Source organism: Paenibacillus sp. Cedars, from assembly GCF_003184205.1.
Lineage (GTDB): Bacteria > Bacillota > Bacilli > Paenibacillales > Paenibacillaceae > Paenibacillus_AQ > Paenibacillus_AQ glucanolyticus.
This window is the reverse complement of sequence record NZ_CP020866.1, coordinates 188,679-209,845: the sequence shown is the minus strand read 5'-3', so window position 1 is coordinate 209,845 and position 21,167 is coordinate 188,679. Positions and strand designations below refer to the sequence as shown.

Annotated in this window: 36 protein-coding genes; all 36 read right to left on the bottom strand. The window is 46.4% G+C overall.

All coding sequences use genetic code 11. From position 1 onward, the window contains the following. Nucleotides 1-131: 131 nt before the first annotated feature. Nucleotides 132-497: a 50S ribosomal protein L17 gene (gene rplQ, locus B9D94_RS02455; RefSeq protein ID WP_006212894.1), complete on the bottom strand. Its 366-nt coding sequence runs from the start codon at nucleotides 495-497 to the stop codon at nucleotides 132-134. Nucleotides 498-536: 39 nt separating this feature from the next. Then, nucleotides 537-1,481 carry a DNA-directed RNA polymerase subunit alpha gene (locus tag B9D94_RS02450; protein ID WP_006212895.1) on the bottom strand — a complete coding sequence of 315 codons (945 nt, stop codon included), beginning with the start codon at nucleotides 1,479-1,481 and terminating at the stop codon, nucleotides 537-539. A 134-nt stretch (nucleotides 1,482-1,615) separates the two neighbouring features. Continuing rightward, entirely contained in the window at nucleotides 1,616-2,011 is a 396-nt protein-coding gene (gene rpsK, locus B9D94_RS02445) for a 30S ribosomal protein S11 (protein WP_006212896.1), read from the bottom strand. A 19-nt stretch (nucleotides 2,012-2,030) separates the two neighbouring features. Next, nucleotides 2,031-2,399, bottom strand: a complete 369-nt coding sequence (gene rpsM / locus B9D94_RS02440) for a 30S ribosomal protein S13 (RefSeq protein WP_006212897.1) — start codon at nucleotides 2,397-2,399, stop codon at nucleotides 2,031-2,033. 20 nt (nucleotides 2,400-2,419) lie between these two features. Beyond that, nucleotides 2,420-2,533 (bottom strand): 50S ribosomal protein L36, encoded by a 114-nt coding sequence (gene rpmJ, locus B9D94_RS02435; protein WP_003333770.1) that lies wholly within the window; start codon nucleotides 2,531-2,533, stop codon nucleotides 2,420-2,422. Between the two features lie 131 nt (nucleotides 2,534-2,664). Then, nucleotides 2,665-2,880 (bottom strand): translation initiation factor IF-1, encoded by a 216-nt coding sequence (infA, locus tag B9D94_RS02430; protein ID WP_006212898.1) that lies wholly within the window; start codon nucleotides 2,878-2,880, stop codon nucleotides 2,665-2,667. Between the two features lie 2 nt (nucleotides 2,881-2,882). After that, nucleotides 2,883-3,194 (bottom strand): KOW domain-containing RNA-binding protein, encoded by a 312-nt coding sequence (locus B9D94_RS02425; RefSeq protein ID WP_006212899.1) that lies wholly within the window; start codon nucleotides 3,192-3,194, stop codon nucleotides 2,883-2,885. Nucleotides 3,195-3,198: 4 nt separating this feature from the next. Beyond that, the gene (gene map, locus B9D94_RS02420; RefSeq protein ID WP_006212900.1) at nucleotides 3,199-3,951 is read right to left on the bottom strand and encodes a type I methionyl aminopeptidase; all 753 of its coding nucleotides are present in this window, start codon (nucleotides 3,949-3,951) and stop codon (nucleotides 3,199-3,201) included. 5 nt (nucleotides 3,952-3,956) lie between these two features. Then, nucleotides 3,957-4,601, bottom strand: coding sequence for an adenylate kinase (locus B9D94_RS02415; protein WP_006212901.1), 645 nt, complete (start codon nucleotides 4,599-4,601; stop codon nucleotides 3,957-3,959). Between the two features lie 88 nt (nucleotides 4,602-4,689). Next, the gene (secY, locus tag B9D94_RS02410) at nucleotides 4,690-5,988 is read right to left on the bottom strand and encodes a preprotein translocase subunit SecY (RefSeq protein WP_036638431.1); all 1,299 of its coding nucleotides are present in this window, start codon (nucleotides 5,986-5,988) and stop codon (nucleotides 4,690-4,692) included. Beyond that, on the bottom strand, nucleotides 5,988-6,428 hold the full coding sequence (rplO, locus tag B9D94_RS02405; protein WP_006212903.1) for a 50S ribosomal protein L15: 441 nt from the start codon (nucleotides 6,426-6,428) through the stop codon (nucleotides 5,988-5,990). The genes secY and rplO overlap by 1 nt, the downstream gene beginning before the upstream one ends. 45 nt (nucleotides 6,429-6,473) lie before the next feature. Beyond that, complete coding sequence (rpmD, locus tag B9D94_RS02400; protein ID WP_006212904.1) at nucleotides 6,474-6,659, bottom strand: 50S ribosomal protein L30; 186 nt, start codon at nucleotides 6,657-6,659, stop codon at nucleotides 6,474-6,476. Between the two features lie 12 nt (nucleotides 6,660-6,671). Continuing rightward, complete coding sequence (gene rpsE / locus B9D94_RS02395; protein WP_006212905.1) at nucleotides 6,672-7,169, bottom strand: 30S ribosomal protein S5; 498 nt, start codon at nucleotides 7,167-7,169, stop codon at nucleotides 6,672-6,674. Nucleotides 7,170-7,195: 26 nt separating this feature from the next. Then, the gene (rplR, locus tag B9D94_RS02390) at nucleotides 7,196-7,564 is read right to left on the bottom strand and encodes a 50S ribosomal protein L18 (RefSeq protein ID WP_006212906.1); all 369 of its coding nucleotides are present in this window, start codon (nucleotides 7,562-7,564) and stop codon (nucleotides 7,196-7,198) included. A 112-nt stretch (nucleotides 7,565-7,676) separates the two neighbouring features. Continuing rightward, nucleotides 7,677-8,219 carry a 50S ribosomal protein L6 gene (gene rplF, locus B9D94_RS02385; RefSeq protein WP_006212907.1) on the bottom strand — a complete coding sequence of 181 codons (543 nt, stop codon included), beginning with the start codon at nucleotides 8,217-8,219 and terminating at the stop codon, nucleotides 7,677-7,679. Between the two features lie 29 nt (nucleotides 8,220-8,248). Continuing rightward, nucleotides 8,249-8,647 (bottom strand): 30S ribosomal protein S8, encoded by a 399-nt coding sequence (gene rpsH, locus B9D94_RS02380; protein ID WP_006212908.1) that lies wholly within the window; start codon nucleotides 8,645-8,647, stop codon nucleotides 8,249-8,251. 33 nt (nucleotides 8,648-8,680) lie between these two features. After that, complete coding sequence (locus B9D94_RS02375) at nucleotides 8,681-8,866, bottom strand: type Z 30S ribosomal protein S14 (protein ID WP_006037933.1); 186 nt, start codon at nucleotides 8,864-8,866, stop codon at nucleotides 8,681-8,683. 46 nt (nucleotides 8,867-8,912) lie between these two features. After that, the gene (gene rplE / locus B9D94_RS02370; RefSeq protein ID WP_006212909.1) at nucleotides 8,913-9,455 is read right to left on the bottom strand and encodes a 50S ribosomal protein L5; all 543 of its coding nucleotides are present in this window, start codon (nucleotides 9,453-9,455) and stop codon (nucleotides 8,913-8,915) included. 28 nt (nucleotides 9,456-9,483) lie between these two features. Then, a complete protein-coding gene (gene rplX / locus B9D94_RS02365) occupies nucleotides 9,484-9,840 on the bottom strand; it encodes a 50S ribosomal protein L24 (RefSeq protein WP_006212910.1) in 357 nt (118 codons plus the stop codon). A gap of 79 nt (nucleotides 9,841-9,919) precedes the next feature. Then, complete coding sequence (gene rplN / locus B9D94_RS02360; RefSeq protein ID WP_006212911.1) at nucleotides 9,920-10,288, bottom strand: 50S ribosomal protein L14; 369 nt, start codon at nucleotides 10,286-10,288, stop codon at nucleotides 9,920-9,922. 36 nt (nucleotides 10,289-10,324) lie between these two features. Continuing rightward, nucleotides 10,325-10,591: a 30S ribosomal protein S17 gene (rpsQ, locus tag B9D94_RS02355; RefSeq protein ID WP_006212912.1), complete on the bottom strand. Its 267-nt coding sequence runs from the start codon at nucleotides 10,589-10,591 to the stop codon at nucleotides 10,325-10,327. Between the two features lie 44 nt (nucleotides 10,592-10,635). After that, a complete protein-coding gene (gene rpmC, locus B9D94_RS02350) occupies nucleotides 10,636-10,833 on the bottom strand; it encodes a 50S ribosomal protein L29 (RefSeq protein ID WP_006212913.1) in 198 nt (65 codons plus the stop codon). Continuing rightward, nucleotides 10,823-11,257 (bottom strand): 50S ribosomal protein L16, encoded by a 435-nt coding sequence (gene rplP, locus B9D94_RS02345; protein ID WP_006212914.1) that lies wholly within the window; start codon nucleotides 11,255-11,257, stop codon nucleotides 10,823-10,825. Before rplP ends, rpmC begins: the two co-directional genes overlap by 11 nt. Before the next feature lie 2 nt (nucleotides 11,258-11,259). Then, nucleotides 11,260-11,925, bottom strand: coding sequence for a 30S ribosomal protein S3 (gene rpsC / locus B9D94_RS02340; protein WP_006212915.1), 666 nt, complete (start codon nucleotides 11,923-11,925; stop codon nucleotides 11,260-11,262). Nucleotides 11,926-11,938: 13 nt separating this feature from the next. Then, nucleotides 11,939-12,271, bottom strand: coding sequence for a 50S ribosomal protein L22 (gene rplV, locus B9D94_RS02335; protein WP_006212916.1), 333 nt, complete (start codon nucleotides 12,269-12,271; stop codon nucleotides 11,939-11,941). Between the two features lie 37 nt (nucleotides 12,272-12,308). Beyond that, the gene (gene rpsS, locus B9D94_RS02330) at nucleotides 12,309-12,584 is read right to left on the bottom strand and encodes a 30S ribosomal protein S19 (RefSeq protein WP_006212917.1); all 276 of its coding nucleotides are present in this window, start codon (nucleotides 12,582-12,584) and stop codon (nucleotides 12,309-12,311) included. A gap of 73 nt (nucleotides 12,585-12,657) precedes the next feature. After that, complete coding sequence (gene rplB, locus B9D94_RS02325) at nucleotides 12,658-13,488, bottom strand: 50S ribosomal protein L2 (protein WP_006212918.1); 831 nt, start codon at nucleotides 13,486-13,488, stop codon at nucleotides 12,658-12,660. 29 nt (nucleotides 13,489-13,517) lie between these two features. After that, on the bottom strand, nucleotides 13,518-13,811 hold the full coding sequence (gene rplW / locus B9D94_RS02320) for a 50S ribosomal protein L23 (protein ID WP_006212919.1): 294 nt from the start codon (nucleotides 13,809-13,811) through the stop codon (nucleotides 13,518-13,520). Continuing rightward, a complete protein-coding gene (rplD, locus tag B9D94_RS02315; RefSeq protein ID WP_006212920.1) occupies nucleotides 13,811-14,434 on the bottom strand; it encodes a 50S ribosomal protein L4 in 624 nt (207 codons plus the stop codon). Before rplD ends, rplW begins: the two co-directional genes overlap by 1 nt. A 26-nt stretch (nucleotides 14,435-14,460) precedes the next feature. Continuing rightward, complete coding sequence (gene rplC / locus B9D94_RS02310; protein ID WP_006212921.1) at nucleotides 14,461-15,084, bottom strand: 50S ribosomal protein L3; 624 nt, start codon at nucleotides 15,082-15,084, stop codon at nucleotides 14,461-14,463. A gap of 41 nt (nucleotides 15,085-15,125) precedes the next feature. After that, nucleotides 15,126-15,434, bottom strand: a complete 309-nt coding sequence (gene rpsJ, locus B9D94_RS02305; protein WP_006212922.1) for a 30S ribosomal protein S10 — start codon at nucleotides 15,432-15,434, stop codon at nucleotides 15,126-15,128. A 309-nt stretch (nucleotides 15,435-15,743) separates the two neighbouring features. Then, a complete protein-coding gene (locus B9D94_RS02300) occupies nucleotides 15,744-16,250 on the bottom strand; it encodes a methyl-accepting chemotaxis protein (protein WP_148248716.1) in 507 nt (168 codons plus the stop codon). 32 nt (nucleotides 16,251-16,282) lie between these two features. Beyond that, complete coding sequence (locus B9D94_RS02295) at nucleotides 16,283-16,915, bottom strand: protoglobin domain-containing protein (RefSeq protein WP_172963897.1); 633 nt, start codon at nucleotides 16,913-16,915, stop codon at nucleotides 16,283-16,285. 333 nt (nucleotides 16,916-17,248) lie between these two features. Further along, complete coding sequence (gene tuf, locus B9D94_RS02290) at nucleotides 17,249-18,439, bottom strand: elongation factor Tu (protein WP_006212927.1); 1,191 nt, start codon at nucleotides 18,437-18,439, stop codon at nucleotides 17,249-17,251. A 95-nt stretch (nucleotides 18,440-18,534) separates the two neighbouring features. Further along, nucleotides 18,535-20,616 (bottom strand): elongation factor G, encoded by a 2,082-nt coding sequence (gene fusA, locus B9D94_RS02285; RefSeq protein ID WP_006212928.1) that lies wholly within the window; start codon nucleotides 20,614-20,616, stop codon nucleotides 18,535-18,537. A gap of 48 nt (nucleotides 20,617-20,664) precedes the next feature. After that, nucleotides 20,665-21,135 (bottom strand): 30S ribosomal protein S7, encoded by a 471-nt coding sequence (rpsG, locus tag B9D94_RS02280; RefSeq protein ID WP_006212929.1) that lies wholly within the window; start codon nucleotides 21,133-21,135, stop codon nucleotides 20,665-20,667. Nucleotides 21,136-21,167: the final 32 nt, after the last annotated feature.

Sequence of the window (21,167 nt, the reverse complement as noted above, 5' to 3'; positions counted from 1 at the left end):
GGAGTAGTCGAGACGAGTCGAACCAGATGATCGACTATATCTCGCACCACTTCCCGTTCATGGCTCTAAGAATAAACCTCTACAGAGCCGGGCATACATAACTACAGTCACTTCAATGGAACAAAGCTAAATTACGCGCGATCCACCAGTTCCAAGAAAACCATTGGAGCTGCGTCACCACGACGAGGACCCAGCTTCAGGATACGAGTGTATCCGCCTGGACGCTCGGAGTAACGTGGAGCGATTTCGGAGAACAATTTTTGAATTGCATCTTGTTCGCCATCTACTGTTTCACGACGCACGAATGCAGCTACTTGACGACGAGCGTGCAGATCACCTTTTTTTGCTTTTGTGATCAGTTTCTCAGCGATCGAACGAACTTCTTTCGCTTTGGCTTCTGTCGTTTGAATGCGTTCATATAAGAAAAGGTCGGTTACCAGGTCACGGAACAACGCTTTACGCGCACTGGAATCGCGGCCCAACTTTTGGTATGCCATGTGTTTTTCCCTCCTTTGCTAAGCTAAGCCGAATCTATGCTATTCTTCCGTACGAAGTCCCAGTCCCAACTCTTCAAGCTTCTCTTGAACTTCCTCCAAGGATTTGCGTCCGAGGTTCCGGACTTTCATCATATCCTCTTCGGTTTTCGTAGTCAGCTCTTGTACCGTATTAATGCCGGCACGTTTCAAGCAGTTGTAGGAACGAACGGAAAGATCCAGCTCTTCGATCGTCATTTCAAGCACTTTTTCTTTCTTGTCTTCTTCTTTCTCAACCATGATCTCTGCATCCTTGGCTTCGTCGGTCAGACCCACGAAGAGGAACAGATGCTCGGTCAAGATTTTCGCGCCGAGACTAACGGCTTCTTCTGGGCGAATGCTGCCATCCGTCCAAATTTCAAGCGTCAGTTTGTCGTAGTTAGTCACTTGACCAACACGCGTATTTTCCACGCCGTAGTTCACACGGCTAATCGGAGTGTAGATCGAATCGACGGGAATGACGCCGATAGGCTGGTCATCGCGTTTGTTCCGATCCGCCTGGACATAGCCACGACCGCGACTGGCAAAAATACGCATATGAAGTCTTGCACCAGGGCCGAGCGTTGCAATATGAAGATCTGGATTCAGAATCTCCACATCACTATCCGCACGGATATCACCAGCAGTAACAACCCCTTCACCTTCCGCATCAATCTCGAACACTTTCTCTTCATCGGAATGAATTTTCAGAGACAAAGCTTTCAGGTTCAGGATGACTTCGGTCACGTCTTCCATGACACCCGGAATCGTGGAAAATTCATGAAGTACGCCATCGATTTGAATCGATGTAACTGCAGCGCCCGGGAGTGAGGACAGCAGGATGCGGCGAAGCGAGTTCCCCAGCGTCGTGCCGTATCCTCTCTCTAGAGGCTCAACAACGAATTTCCCATAGGTTCCTTCTTCATTGACATCAACGGTCTCAATTTTCGGCTTTTCGATTTCAATCACGCAAGTACCCCTCCTTCAAACGTCGCTCCTATATGAAACTGTCATCTTATCCAGTAATCCATGTAGTAGTATGCCTAAACAACCATTATTAGCAGATTGCAACGGATTTATACCACATTAACAGGATGACTTCATTATACGCGACGACGTTTTGGTGGGCGGCATCCGTTATGTGGAATTGGTGTAACGTCTTTGATCAGGTTTACTTCGAGACCTGCTGCTTGCAGAGAACGAATTGCTGCTTCACGACCAGCACCAGGACCTTTAACCATTACTTCCACCGCTTTCATACCGTGTTCCATAGCCGCTTTGGCAGCTGATTCAGCAGCCATTTGCGCAGCGAACGGGGTCGACTTACGGGAACCTTTAAATCCAAGGCCGCCGGAGCTTGCCCAAGAAATCGCGTTTCCGTGAGGATCCGTAATCGTTACGATTGTATTGTTGAATGTGGAGCGAATATGAGCCACGCCACTTTCAATATTTTTGCGGTCACGACGTTTAGTACGTACGACTTTTTTTGGTTTAGCCATTGTCTATTATCCCCCTTTCTTATTTCTTCTTGTTCGCTACGGTACGACGAGGACCTTTACGTGTACGAGCATTCGTTTTAGTACGTTGACCACGAACAGGCAATCCACGACGGTGACGAATACCGCGGTAGCAGCCGATCTCCGTGAGACGTTTAATATTCAAGGAAATTTCACGACGCAGGTCACCTTCAACCTTAACCATACCGTCGATCGTTTCGCGCAATTTGCTGACTTCATCTTCTGTCAAATCACGGACACGAGTGTCCGCATTGATTCCAGTTTCTTTCAATACTTTCTGGGAAGTCGTTTTACCGATTCCGAAAATGTAAGTCAAGGCGATCTCAACGCGTTTGTCACGTGGCAAATCCACACCAGCTATACGAGCCATTTTACGCTACACCCCCTTCTTTAACCTTGTTTTTGTTTGTGTTTCGGATTTTCACAGATAACCATTACGTTCCCTTTGCGGCGAATGACTTTGCATTTCTCGCAAATAGGCTTTACAGAAGGTCTTACCTTCATGCTAATTACCTCCTCGTAGTTTTACGTTGTAAAACCAGCTTCGAAACTAAAGTAGTTTGTAACCGCTGCTGAGTTTTACGTCAGTAAAACCGCTTCGCAGCTTTCCTTGATTCCCCAGGGGAACCTTAAATCTATTTACGGTACGTGATACGACCTTTGGTTAAATCATACGGCGAGAGTTGAACAACCACTTTGTCTCCTGTAAGGATACGGATAAAGTGCATCCGCAGCTTCCCGGATACATGAGCGAGAATCTGATGACCATTCTCCAGCTCGACTTTAAAGGTAGCATTCGGCAACGGCTCAATGACCGTCCCTTCGACTTCAATGACATCTTCTTTAGCCACAGTTAGTCTCCTTTCTGATTTGCCTTGGATTTATCGGATACAAACCGGCTCAGTGCAAAACGCAGTTTACCGTTTGTGACCCGACCGCTTTCTTGCAAACTGTTTACCACTTCACTGCTGATGATGGATAGGGGCTCCAGATGAAGAACATTCTTCTTCTTCGCTCCGTCAAACTTACGTTTGTCTCCATCCGCGATCCACACGAACCTGCTGTCCTCAATTGAGACGATAACGGCATACTGACCGGCATCTCTGCCTTTCAGTATCTTAACGATCTGTCCGGTCTGAAACGTGATTTCGTTATTCAAGTCCATCACCCTATTCCGGCAGCTTCGTCAAAATTTCCATGCCATCCGGAGTGACTGCCACCGTGTGCTCGAAGTGGGCACATAGCGAGCCGTCTACCGTTACAACCGTCCAGTTGTCTTCCAGCGTCTTCACATTCCGTTTACCCGCGTTGACCATCGGCTCAATCGCGAGCACCATGCCCGGTTTTAGTCTTGGACCGCGGTCAGGTATGCCATAGTTCGGAATTTGCGGATCCTCATGCAGATCGGTACCCACACCATGACCAACGTATTCCCGGACAACAGAGAAACCTGCATCCTCGATATGACGCTGTATGGCATGAGAAATCGTAAACAAGCGGACATCAGGTTTGATTAGCGCAAGTCCAGCATAGAGCGATCCTTCCGTTACGTCCAGCAGACGCTGGGCTTCTTCGGAAATCTCTCCTACAGCGTAGGTCCATGCCGAGTCACCGTGGTAACCCTGGTACTGTGCACCGATATCAAACGTAACGATATCGCCCTCGATTAATTTGCGTTTGCCTGGAAATCCATGCACCAATTCTTCGTTGACTGATGCGCAAATGCTGGAAGGAAATCCGTTGTAGCCTTTAAAAGATGGCACAGCGCCTTGGCTTCGAATGAACTTGTCGGCCATTAGGTCCAGTTCCCCGGTTGTAATGCCCGGTTCAACATGAGCGGCAAGGAGTTTGTGGCATTCCGCCACGATCCTTCCTGCTTCTCTCATCAAGCTCAGTTCCGTTTCGGATTTACAAATGATCATTATGCTTAACCTCTCAGTATAGACGCAATTTGTGCGGAAACCGCGTCGATTTCCTGATCACCGTCGATTTGACGCAAAAGACCTTTGTTCTCATAAAACGTGAGGAGTGGTGCTGTTTTGTTGATATATTCGTCTAAACGAATGCCGACGCTCTCTTCGTTATCATCGGAGCGTTGGTACAATTCGCCGCCGCATTTATCACAAATGCCTTCCTGTTTAGGAGGATTAAAGATCACATGATAAGTCGAACCGCAGTTTTTGCAAATCCGGCGACCAGTAAGGCGAGCCAGAAGCTTTTCACGATCAACTTTCAGGTTGATGACGTGATTGAGACCTGTATTCAAGCGGGCGAGAATGTCATCCAGCGCTTCCGCTTGCGAAAGGGTTCTTGGAAAACCGTCCAATAAAAAACCTTTTTCGCAATCGGACTGCTGCAGACGTTCTTCCACAATACCGATCGTTACGTCATCCGGTACCAGCAGACCCTGATCCATGAATTCCTTCGCTTTAATCCCGATGGGAGTTCCTTGTTTAATCGCCAGACGAAATGCATCGCCTGTTGAGATATGAGGAATTCCGAATTCATTCACGATGTTTTCTGCTTGTGTTCCTTTTCCTGCCCCAGGAGGACCCATGAATAAGATGTTCACCTTACGTCACTCCCTCCCCTTGATTGACTAGCAAGAACAACACAATAGGCGCCGGGAAGCAGACTGACCACTCGCCGGAACCTATCGCCTATTTATTGATAAAACCTTTGTAATGACGTTTGATCAATTGGCTTTCGATCTGCTTCATCGTGTCCAGTGCAACACCAACAACGATCAAGAGTGATGTACCGCCGATCTGAACCGTACGTGGAAGACCTGCAAGTGATCCGAAGAATACCGGAAGTACAGAGATCACGGCCAGGAACAGGGCTCCTGTCATGGTCAAACGGGTCATAACCCGAGTCAGGTACTTCTCGGTAGCTTTACCAGGACGAATGCCTGGAACATAGCCGCCGTTCTTCTTCATATTGTCAGCCATTTGGTTAGGGTTCATCTGCACGAAGGTGTAGAAGAACGTGAAACCAATGATCATGAGCACATACAGCACCATTCCAAGCGGACTGTCATAAGCCAGGTTCGCCGTAATCCATTTCGCCCAACTCATGTGTCCCCAGAAGCTGGCGAGAATGACCGGGAACTGCAGCAGTGACATCGCAAAGATTACCGGAATAACGCCTGCTCCGTTAATCTTAAGTGGAATGTGAGTATTCTGTCCGCCGTACATTTTGTTTCCTACAACACGCTTGGCGTATTGAACCGGAATTTTACGGATACCTTGCTGAATGAATACAACACCGGTAATGATCAGAATCAAAATCAGAAGGATAATAAGACCTTTCAAAGTGTTCATGAACACTTGACCATCCTGAATGAAGTTCGATTCAATCGTTGTCCGAATGTGCATCGGAATACCAGCAGCGATACCAGCAAAGATAATGATCGAAATACCGTTACCGATTCCGCGTTCCGTTATCTGTTCACCGAGCCACATCAAGAATGATGTACCTGCGGTAAGCACGATCGCAATTACAACGTAGTCGATAAACGTTGCTCCAGGAACCATTTCTGCGCCGTACATACGGTTAAAACCGACGGACATTGCGAAGGCCTGAATCAATCCCAATATTACCGTACCATAACGAGTAATTTGAGCCAACTGCTTCTTCCCGTGTTCCCCTTGTTTGTTCCATTCCGCAAACTTTGGAATGACGTCCATCGACAGCAACTGTACGATAATGGACGAAGTAATATATGGAAATATCGAAAGGGCGAAAATCGAAAACTGCGATAGCGCGCCCCCCGAGAACGTGTTAAGAAGACCAAACAACTCGTTACCTGCCTGATTCGTCTGTGTAAAGACATCTTTGTTAACACCGGGAACCGGAACAAAGGATCCAATACGGAAAATAATCAGAACGAACAAGGTGAATATAATCCGTTTGCGAAGCTCCTCGACACGCCATATATTTTTCAGGGTCTTAAACATTAGATCACCTCGGTTTTACCGCCGGCAGCCTCGATCTTCTCTACCGCAGATTGAGAAAACTTATTAGCTTTTACAGTCAAAGAAACGGTAACTTCACCGTTGCCAAGAATTTTGATTCCGCTCTTTGTATTGTTAACAATACCGCTCTCAACCAAAACTTCTGGAGTCACTTCAGTACCTGCTGCAAAGCTGTTAAGTTCTTCGATGTTCACAATCGCGTACTCTTTCCGAGTTGGGTTTACGAAACCGCGCTTCGGAAGACGACGATACAATGGGTTCTGTCCACCTTCGAAGCCTGGACGCACACCACCGCCGGAACGAGAGTTTTGTCCTTTGTGACCGCGACCCGACGTTTTACCCGTACCACTACTAGTACCGCGTCCAACGCGCTTGCGTTCTTTGCGGGATCCAGGTGCTGGGCTCAGCTCATGTAACTTCATCGTTCGTTGCACCTCCTTAATATGTCCGGGAAAAACAACCCGGGATTAACCTTCGATTTCTTTAACAGAAACCAGGTGATTTACTTTCTTGATCATTCCGCGAATTGCAGCGTTGTCGCTTTGAACAACGGAATGGTTGATTTTGCGAAGACCGAGTGTTTTCACGGTTGCACGCTGATCTTCTGGACGACCAATCACGCTGCGTACGAGGGTGATTTCAAGTTTAGCCATGAGATTCCCTCCTTAACCCAACAGCTCTTCGACGGATTTGCCGCGAAGCTTGGCAACATCTTCAGCACGCTTCAGGCGGGATAACCCTTCCAAAGTCGCATTGACCATGTTCATGGAGTTCGAAGAACCTAGAGATTTTGTCAAAATGTCGCCTACACCAGCCAGTTCGAGTACTGCACGAACAGGACCGCCAGCGATAACTCCAGTACCTTCAGATGCTGGCTTCAATAATACTCGGCCTGCTCCGAAGTGACCTGTTACGAGGTGAGGAATAGTGGTTCCAACAAGTGGAATGTGAATCAGGTTTTTCTTAGCATCTTCAATACCTTTGCGGATTGCATCCGGTACTTCGCCTGCTTTACCGATACCTGCTCCTACCCAACCTTTGCCATCACCGACAACTACCAGTGCACTAAAGCTAAAGCGACGTCCGCCTTTTACAACTTTAGCAACGCGGTTAATGTTTACTACTCTTTCAGTCAGTTCTAAAGTGTTAGGATCTACACGCAAGTCGTTTACCTCCTTTTGAAAATATCTTAGAATTCAAGGCCTGCCTCGCGAGCTGCCTCTGCAAGAGCTTGAATACGTCCATGGTACAAATATCCACCACGATCGAATACGATCGATTTATGACCTTTGTCTGCAGCACGTTTTGCAACGAGTTCGCCGACTTTACGAGCGGATTCAACGCTTCCGCCGTTCTTAATGTCGCCAGCCAATTCTTTATCAAGCGTAGAAGCTGATGCCAAAGTTACGCCAGCCACGTCGTCAATCAGTTGAGCATAGATGTGTTTCGAAGAACGGAACACGTTCAGACGTGGACGTTCAGCTGTGCCCTGGATTTTCTTACGGACACGCAGGTGTCTTTTCAAGCGAGCTTTGTTCTTGTCTTGTTTCGTAATCATGCTTCCATTTCCTCCCTTCAGTTTTGCCTTAAGAGCTTCACTTTTAGACGCATCGGGTAAGTATGGGAGAAGAGGCTAGTTATCCACCAGGCGAATCCCCGGTTAGCTAACCTTACTTCTTCTTACCAGCTTTACCTTCCTTACGGATAATGCGTTCACCTTCGTATTTAATCCCTTTACCTTTATAAGGCTCAGGCTCGCGTACGGAACGGATCTTAGCAGCGTAAGCACCTACGCGCTCTTTATCGATACCCCGAACAGTGATTTTTGTATTTACCGGTACATCAAATTCGATACCAGCTTCCGGTGTGATTTCAACTGGGTGGGAGTAGCCCACGTTCAGAACGATTTTATCTCCGGATTTGCTTGCACGGTATCCAACACCGACCAACTCAAGGTTTTTCGAGAATCCTTCAGTTACACCGTTGACCATGTTTGAGACAACGCTGCGGGTCGTGCCGTGAAGAGAGCGATGTGTTTTGTTGTCGGAAGGACGAACAACATTGATCTCGTTGTTTTCTACTGTAATTTGCATGTCTTTATGCAGTTCACGAGTCAAGGTTCCTTTAGGCCCCTTAACAGTAATTACAGTGTTATCCAGTGTGACTTCCACACCATTTGGAATAGCAATTGGTTTACGACCAATACGGGACATTCATTACACCTCCTATCTTGTGACGTTGATTACCATACGTAGCAGAGAACTTCTCCGCCAGCTTTGGATTGACGAGCTTCTTTGTCGGTCATAACTCCCTTAGACGTGGAGATGATCGCAATACCCAAACCACCAAGTACACGAGGTACTTCGTTGCTCTTCGTGTAAACGCGAAGACCTGGTTTGCTAATTCTTTTCAGACCTGTGATTACGCGTTCGTTGTTAGAACCATATTTCAGGAATACACGAATGATCCCTTGTTTATTGTCTTCTACAAACTCCGCATCACGGATGAAACCTTCACGCTTCAAAATGTCAGCGATTTGTTTCTTAATTGTCGAAGCAGGCATTTCTACTGTTTCGTGGCGAACCGTGTTCGCGTTACGAATACGAGTTAGCATATCTGCAATTGGATCGGACATAGTCATGTAGGATAAACCTCCTTCCCGTTTATAAACTTCTTACCAGCTTGCTTTTTTCACGCCAGGAATCTGGCCTTTATAAGCTAATTCACGGAAACAAATTCTGCAAACTTTAAACTTCTGCAGTACCGAATGTGGGCGACCACAACGTTCACAACGGGTATATGCCCGTACTTTGAATTTCGGTGTACGTTGTTGTTTAACTTTCATCGAAGTTTTTGCCACTTAGCCTGACACCTCCTAAATAGTTTCGGAGAAAAGGACAACCGTCTTATTTCGCGAAAGGCATGCCCAGTTGAGCAAGCAGTTCACGGGATTCTTCGTCGGTTTTAGCAGTCGTTACGATAACGATATCCATACCGCGAACTTTATCCACTTTGTCATACTCAATTTCAGGGAAAATGAGTTGCTCTTTCAGACCGAGCGTATAGTTACCGCGTCCGTCAAATGCTTTGGTGGACACGCCTTGAAAGTCACGTACACGTGGAAGTGTAACGTTGAACAGCTTGTCGAGGAAGTAGTACATACGCTCACCGCGCAGTGTTACTTTCACACCGATTGGCATGTTCTCACGGAGTTTGAATCCCGCGATGGATTTCTTCGCACGGGTGATAACCGGTTTTTGACCAGCAATCAGCTGCATGTCGTTTACAGCGGAATCAAGTACTTTCGAGTTGGATACTGCGTCACCAACACCCATGTTGACAACCACTTTCTCGATTTTTGGTACTTGCATTACTGTCTTATAGCTAAACTTCTGCATCAGAGCAGGAGTTACTTCGTTCAAAAAACGTTCTTTCATTCTTGCTGCCATGATTCAAGGACCTCCTTTCTCAACCGTCTTATTTATCAATAACTTCTCCGGATCTTTTTGCTACGCGAACTTTTTTGCCGTTGTCCAGTACTTTGTAACCGATACGGGTTACTTTTCCGCTCTTCGGATCAACGTGCATAACGTTCGATACATGGATCGGAGCTTCCTTCTCGATGATACCGCCTTGTGGGTTCATTTGGTTTGGCTTTTGGTGTTTTTTGATCATGTTCACACCTTCAACCAAAACGCGATTTTCACGAGGGTACGCTGCGATGACACGGCCTTTTTTGCCTTTGTCTTTACCGCTGATGACGATAACTGTATCATCTTTTTTCACGTGCAGTTTGTTGCTATGGGATTCCAGAACTTTTTTCACTTTAGGCATTCGTTACACCTCCTATGACTAGCCAGTTCAACTATTTATCGGGTTCCCGAAAAGTTACGTCACTTTTTGGGGTGTTATATTAGATTACTTCCGGAGCCAAGGAAACGATTTTCATGTAGTCTCTTTCGCGAAGTTCGCGAGCAACTGGTCCGAAAATACGAGTTCCGCGTGGGCTTCTGTCGTCTTTAACAACAACAGCTGCATTCTCGTCAAATGAGATGTAAGATCCGTCTTTACGACGAACAGAACGTTTCGTACGAACGACTACCGCTCTTACTACATCACCCTTTTTGACAACGCCGCCTGGTGTTGCTTGTTTGACGGAACATACGATCAAATCACCGATTTGAGCTGTACGACGACCAGTACCACCCAATACGCGGATACACATCAGTTCCTTCGCACCGGAGTTGTCAGCAACAGCTAAACGTGTAAATGGTTGAATCATTTAAATTTCCTCCTTCCATCGAAAACTGATCATATCTTAGATGATAACCGCTTTTTCAACCACTTCTACCAGTCTCCAACGTTTGTCTTTGGATAGAGGGCGAGTTTCCATGATTTTAACGGTATCTCCGATTTGAGCTTCATTGTTTTCATCATGCGCTTTAAATTTCTTCGTGTATTTAATGCGCTTGTGATACAAGTCATGCTTCTTATAAGTTTCAACAGCTACAACAACGGTTTTATCCATTTTATCGCTGACAACCTTACCGATTTGCACTTTACGAGCATTACGTTCTTCGCTCATTTGTTAGCCTCCTTCCTGAATACAGAACAATCGTTTCTGTTTCATTAACTAATCCCAAGTTCTCTTTCATGGATAACGGTTTTAGCACGAGCTATTTCTTTGCGAACATCACGAATCCGAGTTGGGTTATCAAGTTGGCCAGTAGCCAACTGAAAACGGAGGTTAAAGAGTTCCTCTTTAAATCCGGAGATTTTTTGCTCGATTTCTGCAGTGGTTAAGTTGCGCAGTTCATTAGCTTTCATTTGCTTCACCACCCACTTCTTCACGTTTCACAAACTTCGTTTTAACAGGCAGCTTGTGAGCGGCGAGACGCATCGCTTCGCGGGCGATCTCCTCAGACACGCCTCCAAGTTCAAACATGATTTTGCCTGGTTTTACAACGGCAACCCATTTCTCAACGTTACCTTTACCGCTACCCATCCGCACCTCGAGAGGCTTTTGAGTAATCGGCTTATCTGGGAAAATCTTAATCCATACTTTACCGCCACGGCGAATATAACGAGTCATCGCGATACGCGCAGCTTCGATCTGACGGTTAGTAATCCAACCTGGTTCAGTAGCTTGCAAGCCAAATTCGCCGAAGCTTACTTCCGTACCGCCTTTAGCTTGGCCTCTCATATGGCCGCGCTGTTGTTTGCGGTGTTTTACACGTTTTGGTACCAACATGATTAGTTGCCTCCTTCCTGAGCAGCTTGTTTCTTAGCCGTAGGAAGAACCTCTCCACGATAGATCCATACTTTCACGCCGATACGGCCGTAAGTCGTATGCGCTTCTGCTGTACCGTAGTCGATGTCTGCACGAAGCGTATGAAGTGGAACAGTTCCTTCACTGTAGCCTTCCGTACGAGCAATCTCGGCTCCGCCAAGACGTCCGCTGACTGATGTTTTAATCCCTTTTGCTCCAGAGCGCATCGTTCTTTGGATTGCTTGCTTCAGCGCACGACGGAAAGATACACGACGTTCCAGCTGTTGAGCAATGCTTTCAGCAACAAGAATTGCGTCCAGTTCAGGGTTTTTGATTTCAGAAATGTTAATGTGAACTTTTTTACCGCCGGCAATTTTAGTCACTTGTCCGCGCAGTACTTCTACTTCGGAACCACCTTTACCGATAACCATACCTGGTTTCGCAGTGTGGATCGTCACGTTCACACGATTTGCCGCTCTCTCGATTTCAATACGGGATACAGCGGAGTCTTTCAATTTATTTTTCAGGTATTCACGGATTTTCACGTCTTCCAGCAAAAGATCACCGAAGTCTTTGCCTGCATACCATTTGGATTCCCAATCACGGATAATACCGATACGGAGTCCTACTGGATTTACCTTTTGGCCCACACGTTTTCCCTCCTTATTTTTCAGCTACCACCAAAGTAATGTGGCTGGTGCGTTTATTGATCCGGCTTGCACGTCCCATTGCACGCGGGCGGAAACGTTTCATAGTCGGTCCCTGGTTGACATAAGCTTGCGTCACAACCAATTTAGTTACATCCAGTGAGTAGTTATGCTCAGCGTTTGCGATAGCCGAGTTCAAAAGCTTCTCAAGAACTGGAGATGCAGCCTTAGGAGTGTGACGAAGAATTGCGATCGCTTCGCCGACTTGCTTACCGCGAATCAAGTCAACAACGAGTTGAGCTTTACGAGGAGCAATACGAATCGATCTTGCATGTGCTTTTGCTTCCATATGTTTAACCTCCTCTCAAACAAAGAGCTTCATTAAATTATCTTCTCGTTTTCTTATCGTCTTCATGACCTTTGTAAGTACGAGTTGGAGCAAACTCACCCAACTTATGTCCTACCATATCTTCTGTTACATATACAGGTACATGTTTACGGCCATCATATACACCGAACGTGTGACCGATAAATTGCGGGAAAATAGTGGAACGGCGGGACCACGTTTTGATTACAGCTTTTTTGCTTGCTGCGTTCATGTCCTCCACTTTTTTGAGCAGATATCCGTCAATAAAAGGTCCTTTTTTCAAACTACGGCTCATATTGAAATCCTCCCTTCACCAAATTGTCTCGTTACCTTCGAGCCTGTCACGAAGTTATGCACTTAAACGCGCATTACTTCGTGCGGCGGCGAACGATATATTTGTCAGAAGCTTTTCCTTTTTTACGTGTTTTGTAACCAAGGGTTGGTTTGCCCCATGGAGACATCGGCGATTTACGTCCGATTGGAGCGCGGCCTTCACCACCACCGTGAGGGTGATCGTTAGGGTTCATTACCACACCACGTACTTCAGGACGTTGTCCAAGCCAACGGCTACGACCAGCTTTACCGATTTTGATCAACTCATGGTCTTGGTTACCCACAGAACCGATGGTTGCACGGCAAACTTTCAGGATGCGGCGAACTTCACCGGAAGAAAGACGAACAGTTACGTACTTATCTTCTTTACCGAGAAGTTGAGCTTCTGTACCAGCAGCACGAACCAATTGTCCGCCTTTGCCTGGTTTCAATTCGATGTTGTGGATAACTGTACCTACTGGAATGTTTTCCAGTGGAAGTGCGTTACCGATCTTGATGTCAGCACCTACTCCAGATACTACTTGGTCTCCAACTTTCAGACCTTTAGGAGCGATGATATAACGCTTCTCACCATCTACGTAGTGAATCAGAGCGATGTTGGAAGTACGGTTCGGGTCGTATTCGATTGTAGCAACGCGACCTGGAATGCCGTCTTTGTTCCGTTTGAAGTCGATAATACGGTATTTACGCTTGTGTCCGCCGCCATGGTGACGAACCGTAATTTTACCTTGGTTGTTGCGGCCAGCTGTTTTGCTCAGTGGAGCCAGCAACGATTTTTCCGGCTGATTCGTGGTGATTTCTTCAAAAGTCGACACGGACATGTTGCGTCGAGCCGGGGATGTCGGTTTATACTTTTTAATAGGCACTGAGTTTTCCCTCCTTACTTAAGAAATTCTTATTCAACCGATTCAAAGAACTCGAGCGGTTTGCTGTCTGGAGCCAAAGTTACGATTGCCTTTTTCCACTCGGTTGTGTAACCGGAATAACGGCCGTAACGCTTTGGTTTCGCAGGAACACGCATCGTATTCACGTTCGATACTTTAACTTTAAAAATAGATTCGACAGCTTGCTTGATCTCGGTCTTGTTAGCACGGATATCCACTTCAAAAGCGTATTTCAGCTCTGCCATGTAGTCAGCCGTACGTTCCGTGATCACCGGGCGCTTGATTATATCGCGTGGGTCTTTCATTACGCGAGCACCTCCTCTACCTTCTGAACTGCTTCCTTCGTAATGATCAGTTGATCGTACGACAGTACGTCAAGAACATTAATGCCGTCAGCCGCTACGAATTTCACACCAGGAATATTACGTGCGGAAAGGGCTACATTATCATCATAGCTTGGAGCAACGATGAGAGCTTTACGGCCTACTTTCAGGTTGCTAAGAATGTTAGCAAACTCTTTTGTTTTCGGCGTATTCAGCGTCAGTTGATCCAATACGATAATTGCGTTGTCAATCACTTTGGAAGACAATGCAGATTTAATAGCCAAACGACGGACTTTCTTAGGAAGTTTAAATGTGTAGCTGCGCGGAGTTGGTCCAAATACCACACCGCCGCCTTTCCATTGTGGTGAACGGATCGATCCTTGACGAGCGCGGCCAGTACCTTTTTGTTTCCAAGGCTTACGTCCGCCGCCGCGTACTTCAGAACGTCCTTTTACTTTGTGGGTACCACGACGAAGGGAAGCGCGCTGCAACAATACTGCGCTGTGCAGTACGTGCGTATTCGGCTCGATGCCGAACACAGCTTCATTCAATTCTACTTCGCCAACTTGGCTACCGCTGACATTATAAAGTGCTACTTTAGGCATTGTTTGTTCCTCCTTTCTTTAGGCGATTATTTCTTCACCGTTTCTTTAATTTGAACGAAACCTTTTTTAGGTCCTGGAATGGATCCTTTAACAAGGATTACGTTACGCTCTGCATCGACTCTAACAACTTCGAGTTTTTGGATCGTAACTGTTTCATTGCCCATGTGACCTGGCAGACGTTTTCCTTTAGGAACACGGTTTGCCTGGATCGAACCCATGGAACCTGGTCTACGGTGATAACGGGAACCGTGAGACATTGGTCCGCGGCTTTGTCCCCAACGCTTGATTACACCTTGGAAACCTTTACCCTTGGAAATACCCGTTACGTCAACAAATTCGCCTTCTGCGAAGACATCAGCCTTCAGCTCTTGTCCAACCTCGACACTCGCGAGGTCAACACCGCGAATTTCGCGAACGTAGCGCTTAGGCGCAGTGTTTGCTTTTTTCGCATGGCCTGCTTCTGGTTTGTTAGATCTGTTCTCTTTCTTGTCAGAGAAACCGACTTGAATCGCTTCGTATCCGTCGTTTTCCAGATCTTTCTTTTGAAGAACAACACAAGGACCTGCTTCGATAACCGTTACAGGAATTACAATACCTTCAGGGGTAAATACTTGAGTCATTCCGAGCTTTCTACCTAAGATACCTTTCATGTTGACACCTCTTTTCTCTTCTCTAATTCGTTATGCTGGTCTTACAGTTTGATTTCGATATCTACACCGGACGGCAGGTCCAAGCGCATCAAGGCATCCACAGTTTGTGGAGTCGGGTTCACGATGTCGATCAAGCGTTTATGAGTACGCATTTCGAACTGTTCCCGAGAATCCTTATACTTGTGCACCGCACGGAGAATGGTAATTATTTGTTTCTCAGTTGGAAGCGGAATCGGACCGGATACACCAGCACCCGAACGTTTTGCTGTCTCAACAATTTTCTCAGCGGATTGATCAAGAACTCTGTGGTCGTATGCTTTCAAGCGAATACGAATTTTTTGCTTTGCCATTTTATTCCCTCCTTCTATCGCCCAATTTGGTATCGGACATACTCCGTGAAAATTTTCCAACCACCTGCCTCATGGCAAAGGGGCCGGGTGTGTCGGTAACCTCTCACATCATCGCAACGTCGCAGAACAACATTCACTATTATATATAAAAGATAGGCGCATTGCAAGCACTAATTCATAATTCATGTCAGTTTATATTTGCACCGTGCTTTTCTTGAAATTTTCAGCTAAAATCGCTGCTTCTGATGTAGCTTCCCCGTATGCTGCCAATTGTCATGGACAGCAATTTCATTTGCTTTTCTGCTGTGATCATCTGATCACACTGGATTGTACAGATGTAAGAATATCGGTGAACAATTGGCTTGTCTCCTCTGATTGGTTCTTCCCTTTCCCCGCAAGCAGCTGTACATGGTTAATAGATTCTACCACTTCGGATGTGATGGATCTGGATTTCGTTACGATATCAGTTATACGGCTCACTGTCGTTCGTGTATCCTCGGAGAGACGACTGACCTCCTGAGCCACAACTGCAAAACCTTTTCCGTGTTCCCCAGCACGCGCCGCTTCTATAGTAAAGAGCAGTTTGATCTGTGCCGCTATTTCATGAACGCTTACCGCTATCAGGGCAATCTGTCTGGAGGAATCATGAAGTTCTTGTACAGCATTCTGCATATCCGAGGTGCTCTCATCTATTGCATTCATCTGTACTGCCAAATCCGCTATCCTAGCCTCTCCAGCCAGAGCATAAGAAATAGATCCTTGGGTAGTGGCCGAAGTCGTCTGAAACGCAGTAGTCACCTCGCCGCTGCTTGACATCAAGCGTTCTACAGCTTCATTAATGTCCAGTGTCAGATCGGTAATTCACCGACAAAAGCAGCAATGCTCTGCTTTAGTTCTTTGCGTACCCATTCATATTGCTGCTGCTTCTCATTCATGTTCTCCTTCTCGCAAGCTTCCAGTACAAGCAGTTGCTCCAAGCTGAGCAGCTTGGTGATCGTCGACACGATCCGAATATGCTGTTCCTCTTCTTTCACTTCTTTATATATAATCTTGAAGAATTCATTCTGCAGATTATGAAAAGCCGATAAGTACCATTTAGGCTCCAGTCCTACCCGTTTGTGGACTTCGGCAATACGGAATCTTTTCCCCACGTAGGCTTCATTGATCTCGTCGTTTAATATTTCAAGAAGATGATCCCTTAAGGTCTGTTTCAACCTTTCAATTGTACTATGCTGCACAATGATATCCCTCAACTTATCCACATCCACAACGGATTGGTAAAAAGCATCGGTGATCGCTTCCAACTTCTGCTCCATCTGCGGGCGTAACTGCTTTAGCAGTTGCAAATCTCCCACTGTCAGACCGATCATTCTCATCTGTTCATTCAGTTCACCCAACTTCTCCTGGTATATGTAACTCTCTTCGAGGGGATCACGCTGTACTTCTGCAGACGAAACGACATGGGCCATATTCTTCTTCATAAAAGCAAAGGGCATTTCATAATGAGCTGTGCTCTCCATTCTATATATTAGGTAGTTTCTTATCTGTGAAGCAGACTTCAAACAGAGATTGTAATCATGTTAGGCGCAAATTTAGAATGAATCCTTTAATATATGGCATATTCTGTGTAGTGAGCTTGACTTTTTTTCTACAAATATTCGAAATAATGCAGTTCCCTTGTTTTACGCTGCTCAAGCTTTTGTACAACAGAAAAAGAGCCCAATCCCAAGGGATCGGACTCTTTTATAAGGACATCACATTGTTGCTTGTTACAATACACTGTTGCTATATGCAAGGCTGTTAGTAGGCCTTAATTATTTAATGATGGTAGCAACGGAACCAGCACCTACGGTACGGCCGCCTTCACGAATGGAGAACTTAGTTCCTTCTTCAATCGCGATTGGGTTGATCAGGTTTACCGTAACGGTGATGTTATCACCAGGCATAACCATTTCAGAACCTTCTGGCAGGTTGATCACACCAGTTACATCCGTAGTACGGAAGTAGAACTGTGGACGGTAGCCAGTGAAGAAAGGCTTATGACGTCCGCCTTCTTCTTTGCTCAGTACGTATACTTGAGCAGTGAACTCTGTGTGTGGTTTAACGGAAGCAGGCTTAGCAAGTACTTGACCACGCTCGATTTGAGTACGGTCTACACCACGAAGCAATGCGCCGATGTTGTCACCAGCTTGAGCGGAATCCAGCAATTTACGGAACATTTCAACGCCCGTAACAACGGATTTCTTAGTTTCTTCAGCGATACCAACGATTTCGATTTCTTCACCAACTTTGATCGTACCACGCTCTACACGACCTGTAGCAACGGTACCACGACCAGTGATGGAGAATACGTCCTCGACAGGCATCAAGAAAGGCTTGTCAGTGTCGCGCTCTGGCAATGGGATGTACTCGTCGATTGTTTTGAACATTTCAACGATTTTTTGTGCCCATTCGCCATCTGGGTTTTGCAGAGCTTCACGAGCGGAACCACGAGTAATCGGAGTGTCGTCGCCTGGGAAGTCATACTCGCTCAGAAGGTCGCGAACTTCCATTTCAACCAATTCCAAGAGCTCTTCGTCATCAACCATGTCGCATTTGTTCAAGAATACAACGATGTAAGGTACGCCTACTTGGCGGGACAACAGGATGTGCTCGCGAGTTTGCGGCATTGGGCCGTCAGCTGCGGATACAACCAGGATCGCTCCGTCCATTTGAGCTGCGCCAGTGATCATGTTTTTAACATAGTCAGCGTGACCTGGGCAGTCAACGTGTGCATAGTGACGAGCGTCAGTTTCGTACTCTACGTGGGAAGTAGAGATTGTGATACCGCGTTCGCGCTCTTCTGGAGCTTTGTCGATTTGATCGAAAGACATTGCTGCGCCACCATAAGTTTTGGACAATACACTTGTGATTGCAGCAGTCAGAGTAGTTTTACCATGGTCAACGTGACCGATAGTACCGATGTTAACATGGGGTTTCGTACGTTCGTATTTAGCCTTTGCCATTTGAACAATTCCTCCTTAAGGGGATATATATGTTGGGCCGGAAGCGGAGTTAACGGGATATACGTCCCGCCTCCTATCCAGCAGGTAAAACGTTATTACTCTCCGCCTTTGATCTTGGACACAATTTCATCGGAGATACTCTTAGGAACTTCTTCATAATGGGAGAGTTCCATGGAGAACACACCGCGTCCTTGTGTACCGGAGCGAAGGGTAGTGGAGTAACCGAACATTTCGGAAAGAGGTACTTTCGCACGGATAATTTGAGTACCACCACGGGAGTCCATACCTTCGATACGTCCACGGCGGGAGTTCAGCATACCCATTACGTCGCCCATGTATTCCTCAGGCACGGTAACTTCTACTTTCATGATTGGCTCAAGCAGGACAGGCTTACACTTTTCTTTTGCTGCTTTCAGAGCCATGGAGCCGGCGATTTTAAACGCCATTTCATTGGAGTCAACATCATGGTATGAACCGTCAACGATGGTTGCTTTAACGTCAACAAGCGGGAAGCCGGCAAGTACACCGTTCTTCATTTGCTCTTCAATACCTTGTTGTGCAGGACCAATATATTCTCTTGGTACGGAACCACCGACAACCTTGCTCTCGAACTGGTTACCGCTACCTGCTTCCAATGGTTCGAACTCAACCCAAACGTGACCGTATTGACCACGACCACCGGACTGACGAACGAATTTACCTTCAACACGTGCAGGTGCACGGAAGGTTTCACGGTAAGCTACCTGTGGTTTACCCACATTGGTTTCTACTTTGAACTCACGACGCATACGGTCGATGATGATGTCCAAATGAAGCTCACCCATACCAGCCAAGATCGTTTGGCCTGTTTCTTCATCAGTATGCGCACGAAGAGTTGGATCCTCTTCAGTCAACTTACCGAGAGCAACACCCATTTTATCTTGGTCAGCTTTTGTTTTAGGCTCAACTGCGATTTCGATAACCGGATCAGGGAAGTTCATGGACTCCAGGATAACCGGGTTTTTCTCATCACATAGTGTATCACCTGTGCCCGTATCTTTCAAACCTACAGCAGCTGCGATATCTCCGGCAAATACTTCGGAAATTTCTTGGCGGCTGTTCGCATGCATTTGAAGGATACGACCAATGCGCTCACGCTTGCCTTTAGTTGCATTCAGTACGTAAGAGCCGGATTGCAGAACACCGGAATATACGCGGAAGAATGTCAGCTTACCAACATAAGGGTCCGTAGCGATTTTGAATGCCAAAGCCGAGAACGGCTCTTCATCAGAAGAATGCCGAATTGCTTCAGTTCCGTCTTCAAGGGAACCCTTGATATCTGGAACGTCAGTTGGAGCCGGCAAATAATCGATTACGGCATCAAGCATCAACTGAACGCCTTTGTTACGGTAAGAAGATCCACAGATAACAGGGAAGATCTTAACTTCGACAACACCTTTACGCAGAGCGGCTTTCAACTCAGCAATGGTGATTTCTTCACCTTCAAGGTATTTCATTGTCAAGTCTTCGTCAAGTTCTGCTACCTTCTCAACTAACTCGTTGCGAAGCTCTTCCACTTGATCCTTGAACTCTGCTGGAATTTCGGTTTCTTCGATATTTTGACCAAGGTCATCTTTATACATGAAAGCTTTTTCCTCGACAATATCGATGATGCCAATGAAATCGTTCTCTGCACCGATCGGAAGCTGAATCGCTACCGCGTTCGCTTGCAGACGCTCTCTCATGTCTTTAACTACGTTCAAGTAGTCGGCACCGATAATATCCATTTTGTTTACGTATGCGATCCGCGGAACTCCGTAACGGTCTGCTTGTCTCCAAACAGTCTCCGACTGAGGTTCAACGCCCTCTTTCGCACTGAATACACCTACTGCCCCATCCAATACACGAAGGGAACGTTCAACTTCTACTGTGAAGTCAACGTGCCCCGGGGTGTCGATAATATTAACGCGATGACCCTTCCAAGAAGCGGTAGTCGCAGCGGATGTAATCGTGATCCCGCGCTCCTGTTCCTGCTCCATCCAGTCCATTGTAGCAGCACCTTCGTGAACTTCCCCGATTTTGTGCGTACGGCCTGTATAGAACAAAATCCGCTCTGTAGTGGTCGTTTTACCAGCGTCAATATGCGCCATGATCCCGATATTACGTGTATTTTTCAAGGAGAACTCTCTTGTCGCCATGCGAATAGTCTCCCTTCAAAATTTGAAGTATAAAATAGTTGCCGAATCCTACCAGCGGTAGTGAGCAAACGCTTTGTTCGCTTCAGCCATTTTGTGTGTATCTTCGCGTTTCTTAACAGAAGCACCTGTGTTGTTGGAAGCATCGATGATCTCTGCCGCCAAACGCTCTTCCATTGTTTTCTCACCGCGGTTGCGGGAGTAGTTTACGAGCCAACGTAATCCAAGGGATGTACGTCTCTCTGGTTTAACTTCGATAGGAACCTGGTAGTTAGCACCGCCGACACGACGAGCTTTAACTTCCAATACTGGCATGATATTTTTGATAGCTGCTTCAAACACTTCCATCGGATCATTACCAGTACGTTCCTTGATGATGTTGAATGAATTGTAAAGGATGCTTTGAGCAACACCTCTTTTACCATCCAACATGATGCGGTTGATCAGACGAGTTACCAGCTTGCTGTTGTACACTGGATCTGGAAGCACGTCTCTTTTGGTTACTGGACCTTTGCGTGGCATGGATATCCCCCTTTCTTCAGTCGTGAGTCATG

Excerpts from the sequence above, each read along its gene's own strand:
- rplQ (WP_006212894.1), bottom strand. The coding sequence starts at position 497 with ATGGCATACCAAAAGTTGGGCCGCGATTCCAGTGCGCGTAAAGCGTTG.
- rpsK (WP_006212896.1), bottom strand. The coding sequence starts at position 2,011 with ATGGCTAAACCAAAAAAAGTCGTACGTACTAAACGTCGTGACCGCAAA.
- rpsM (WP_006212897.1), bottom strand. The coding sequence starts at position 2,399 with ATGGCTCGTATAGCTGGTGTGGATTTGCCACGTGACAAACGCGTTGAG.
- rpmJ (WP_003333770.1), bottom strand. The coding sequence starts at position 2,533 with ATGAAGGTAAGACCTTCTGTAAAGCCTATTTGCGAGAAATGCAAAGTC.
- B9D94_RS02425 (WP_006212899.1), bottom strand. The coding sequence starts at position 3,194 with ATGGACTTGAATAACGAAATCACGTTTCAGACCGGACAGATCGTTAAG.
- map (WP_006212900.1), bottom strand. The coding sequence starts at position 3,951 with ATGATCATTTGTAAATCCGAAACGGAACTGAGCTTGATGAGAGAAGCA.
- secY (WP_036638431.1), bottom strand. The coding sequence starts at position 5,988 with ATGTTTAAGACCCTGAAAAATATATGGCGTGTCGAGGAGCTTCGCAAA.
- rplO (WP_006212903.1), bottom strand. The coding sequence starts at position 6,428 with ATGAAGTTACATGAGCTGAGCCCAGCACCTGGATCCCGCAAAGAACGC.
- rpmD (WP_006212904.1), bottom strand. The coding sequence starts at position 6,659 with ATGGCTAAACTTGAAATCACCCTCGTACGCAGCGTGATTGGTCGTCCA.
- rplR (WP_006212906.1), bottom strand. The coding sequence starts at position 7,564 with ATGATTACGAAACAAGACAAGAACAAAGCTCGCTTGAAAAGACACCTG.
- rplF (WP_006212907.1), bottom strand. The coding sequence starts at position 8,219 with ATGTCCCGTATTGGTCGTAAACCAATTGCTATTCCAAATGGTGTGGAA.
- rpsH (WP_006212908.1), bottom strand. The coding sequence starts at position 8,647 with ATGACTATGTCCGATCCAATTGCAGATATGCTAACTCGTATTCGTAAC.
- rplE (WP_006212909.1), bottom strand. The coding sequence starts at position 9,455 with ATGGCAGCAAGAATGAAAGAACGTTTTTTGAACGAAGTAACTCCTGCT.
- rplX (WP_006212910.1), bottom strand. The coding sequence starts at position 9,840 with ATGCCTAAAGTGAAAAAAGTTCTGGAATCCCATAGCAACAAACTGCAC.
- rplN (WP_006212911.1), bottom strand. The coding sequence starts at position 10,288 with ATGATTCAACCATTTACACGTTTAGCTGTTGCTGACAACTCCGGTGCG.
- rpsQ (WP_006212912.1), bottom strand. The coding sequence starts at position 10,591 with ATGAGCGAAGAACGTAATGCTCGTAAAGTGCAAATCGGTAAGGTTGTC.
- rpmC (WP_006212913.1), bottom strand. The coding sequence starts at position 10,833 with ATGAAAGCTAATGAACTGCGCAACTTAACCACTGCAGAAATCGAGCAA.
- rplP (WP_006212914.1), bottom strand. The coding sequence starts at position 11,257 with ATGTTGGTACCAAAACGTGTAAAACACCGCAAACAACAGCGCGGCCAT.
- rplV (WP_006212916.1), bottom strand. The coding sequence starts at position 12,271 with ATGGAAGCAAAAGCACATGCAAGATCGATTCGTATTGCTCCTCGTAAA.
- rpsS (WP_006212917.1), bottom strand. The coding sequence starts at position 12,584 with ATGAGCCGTAGTTTGAAAAAAGGACCTTTTATTGACGGATATCTGCTC.
- rplW (WP_006212919.1), bottom strand. The coding sequence starts at position 13,811 with ATGAAAGACCCACGCGATATAATCAAGCGCCCGGTGATCACGGAACGT.
- rplD (WP_006212920.1), bottom strand. The coding sequence starts at position 14,434 with ATGCCTAAAGTAGCACTTTATAATGTCAGCGGTAGCCAAGTTGGCGAA.
- rplC (WP_006212921.1), bottom strand. The coding sequence starts at position 15,084 with ATGAAAGGTATCTTAGGTAGAAAGCTCGGAATGACTCAAGTATTTACC.
- rpsJ (WP_006212922.1), bottom strand. The coding sequence starts at position 15,434 with ATGGCAAAGCAAAAAATTCGTATTCGCTTGAAAGCATACGACCACAGA.
- B9D94_RS02300 (WP_148248716.1), bottom strand. The coding sequence starts at position 16,250 with ATGTCAAGCAGCGGCGAGGTGACTACTGCGTTTCAGACGACTTCGGCC.
- B9D94_RS02295 (WP_172963897.1), bottom strand. The coding sequence starts at position 16,915 with ATGAAGAAGAATATGGCCCATGTCGTTTCGTCTGCAGAAGTACAGCGT.
- tuf (WP_006212927.1), bottom strand. The coding sequence starts at position 18,439 with ATGGCAAAGGCTAAATACGAACGTACGAAACCCCATGTTAACATCGGT.
- fusA (WP_006212928.1), bottom strand. The coding sequence starts at position 20,616 with ATGGCGACAAGAGAGTTCTCCTTGAAAAATACACGTAATATCGGGATC.
- rpsG (WP_006212929.1), bottom strand. The coding sequence starts at position 21,135 with ATGCCACGCAAAGGTCCAGTAACCAAAAGAGACGTGCTTCCAGATCCA.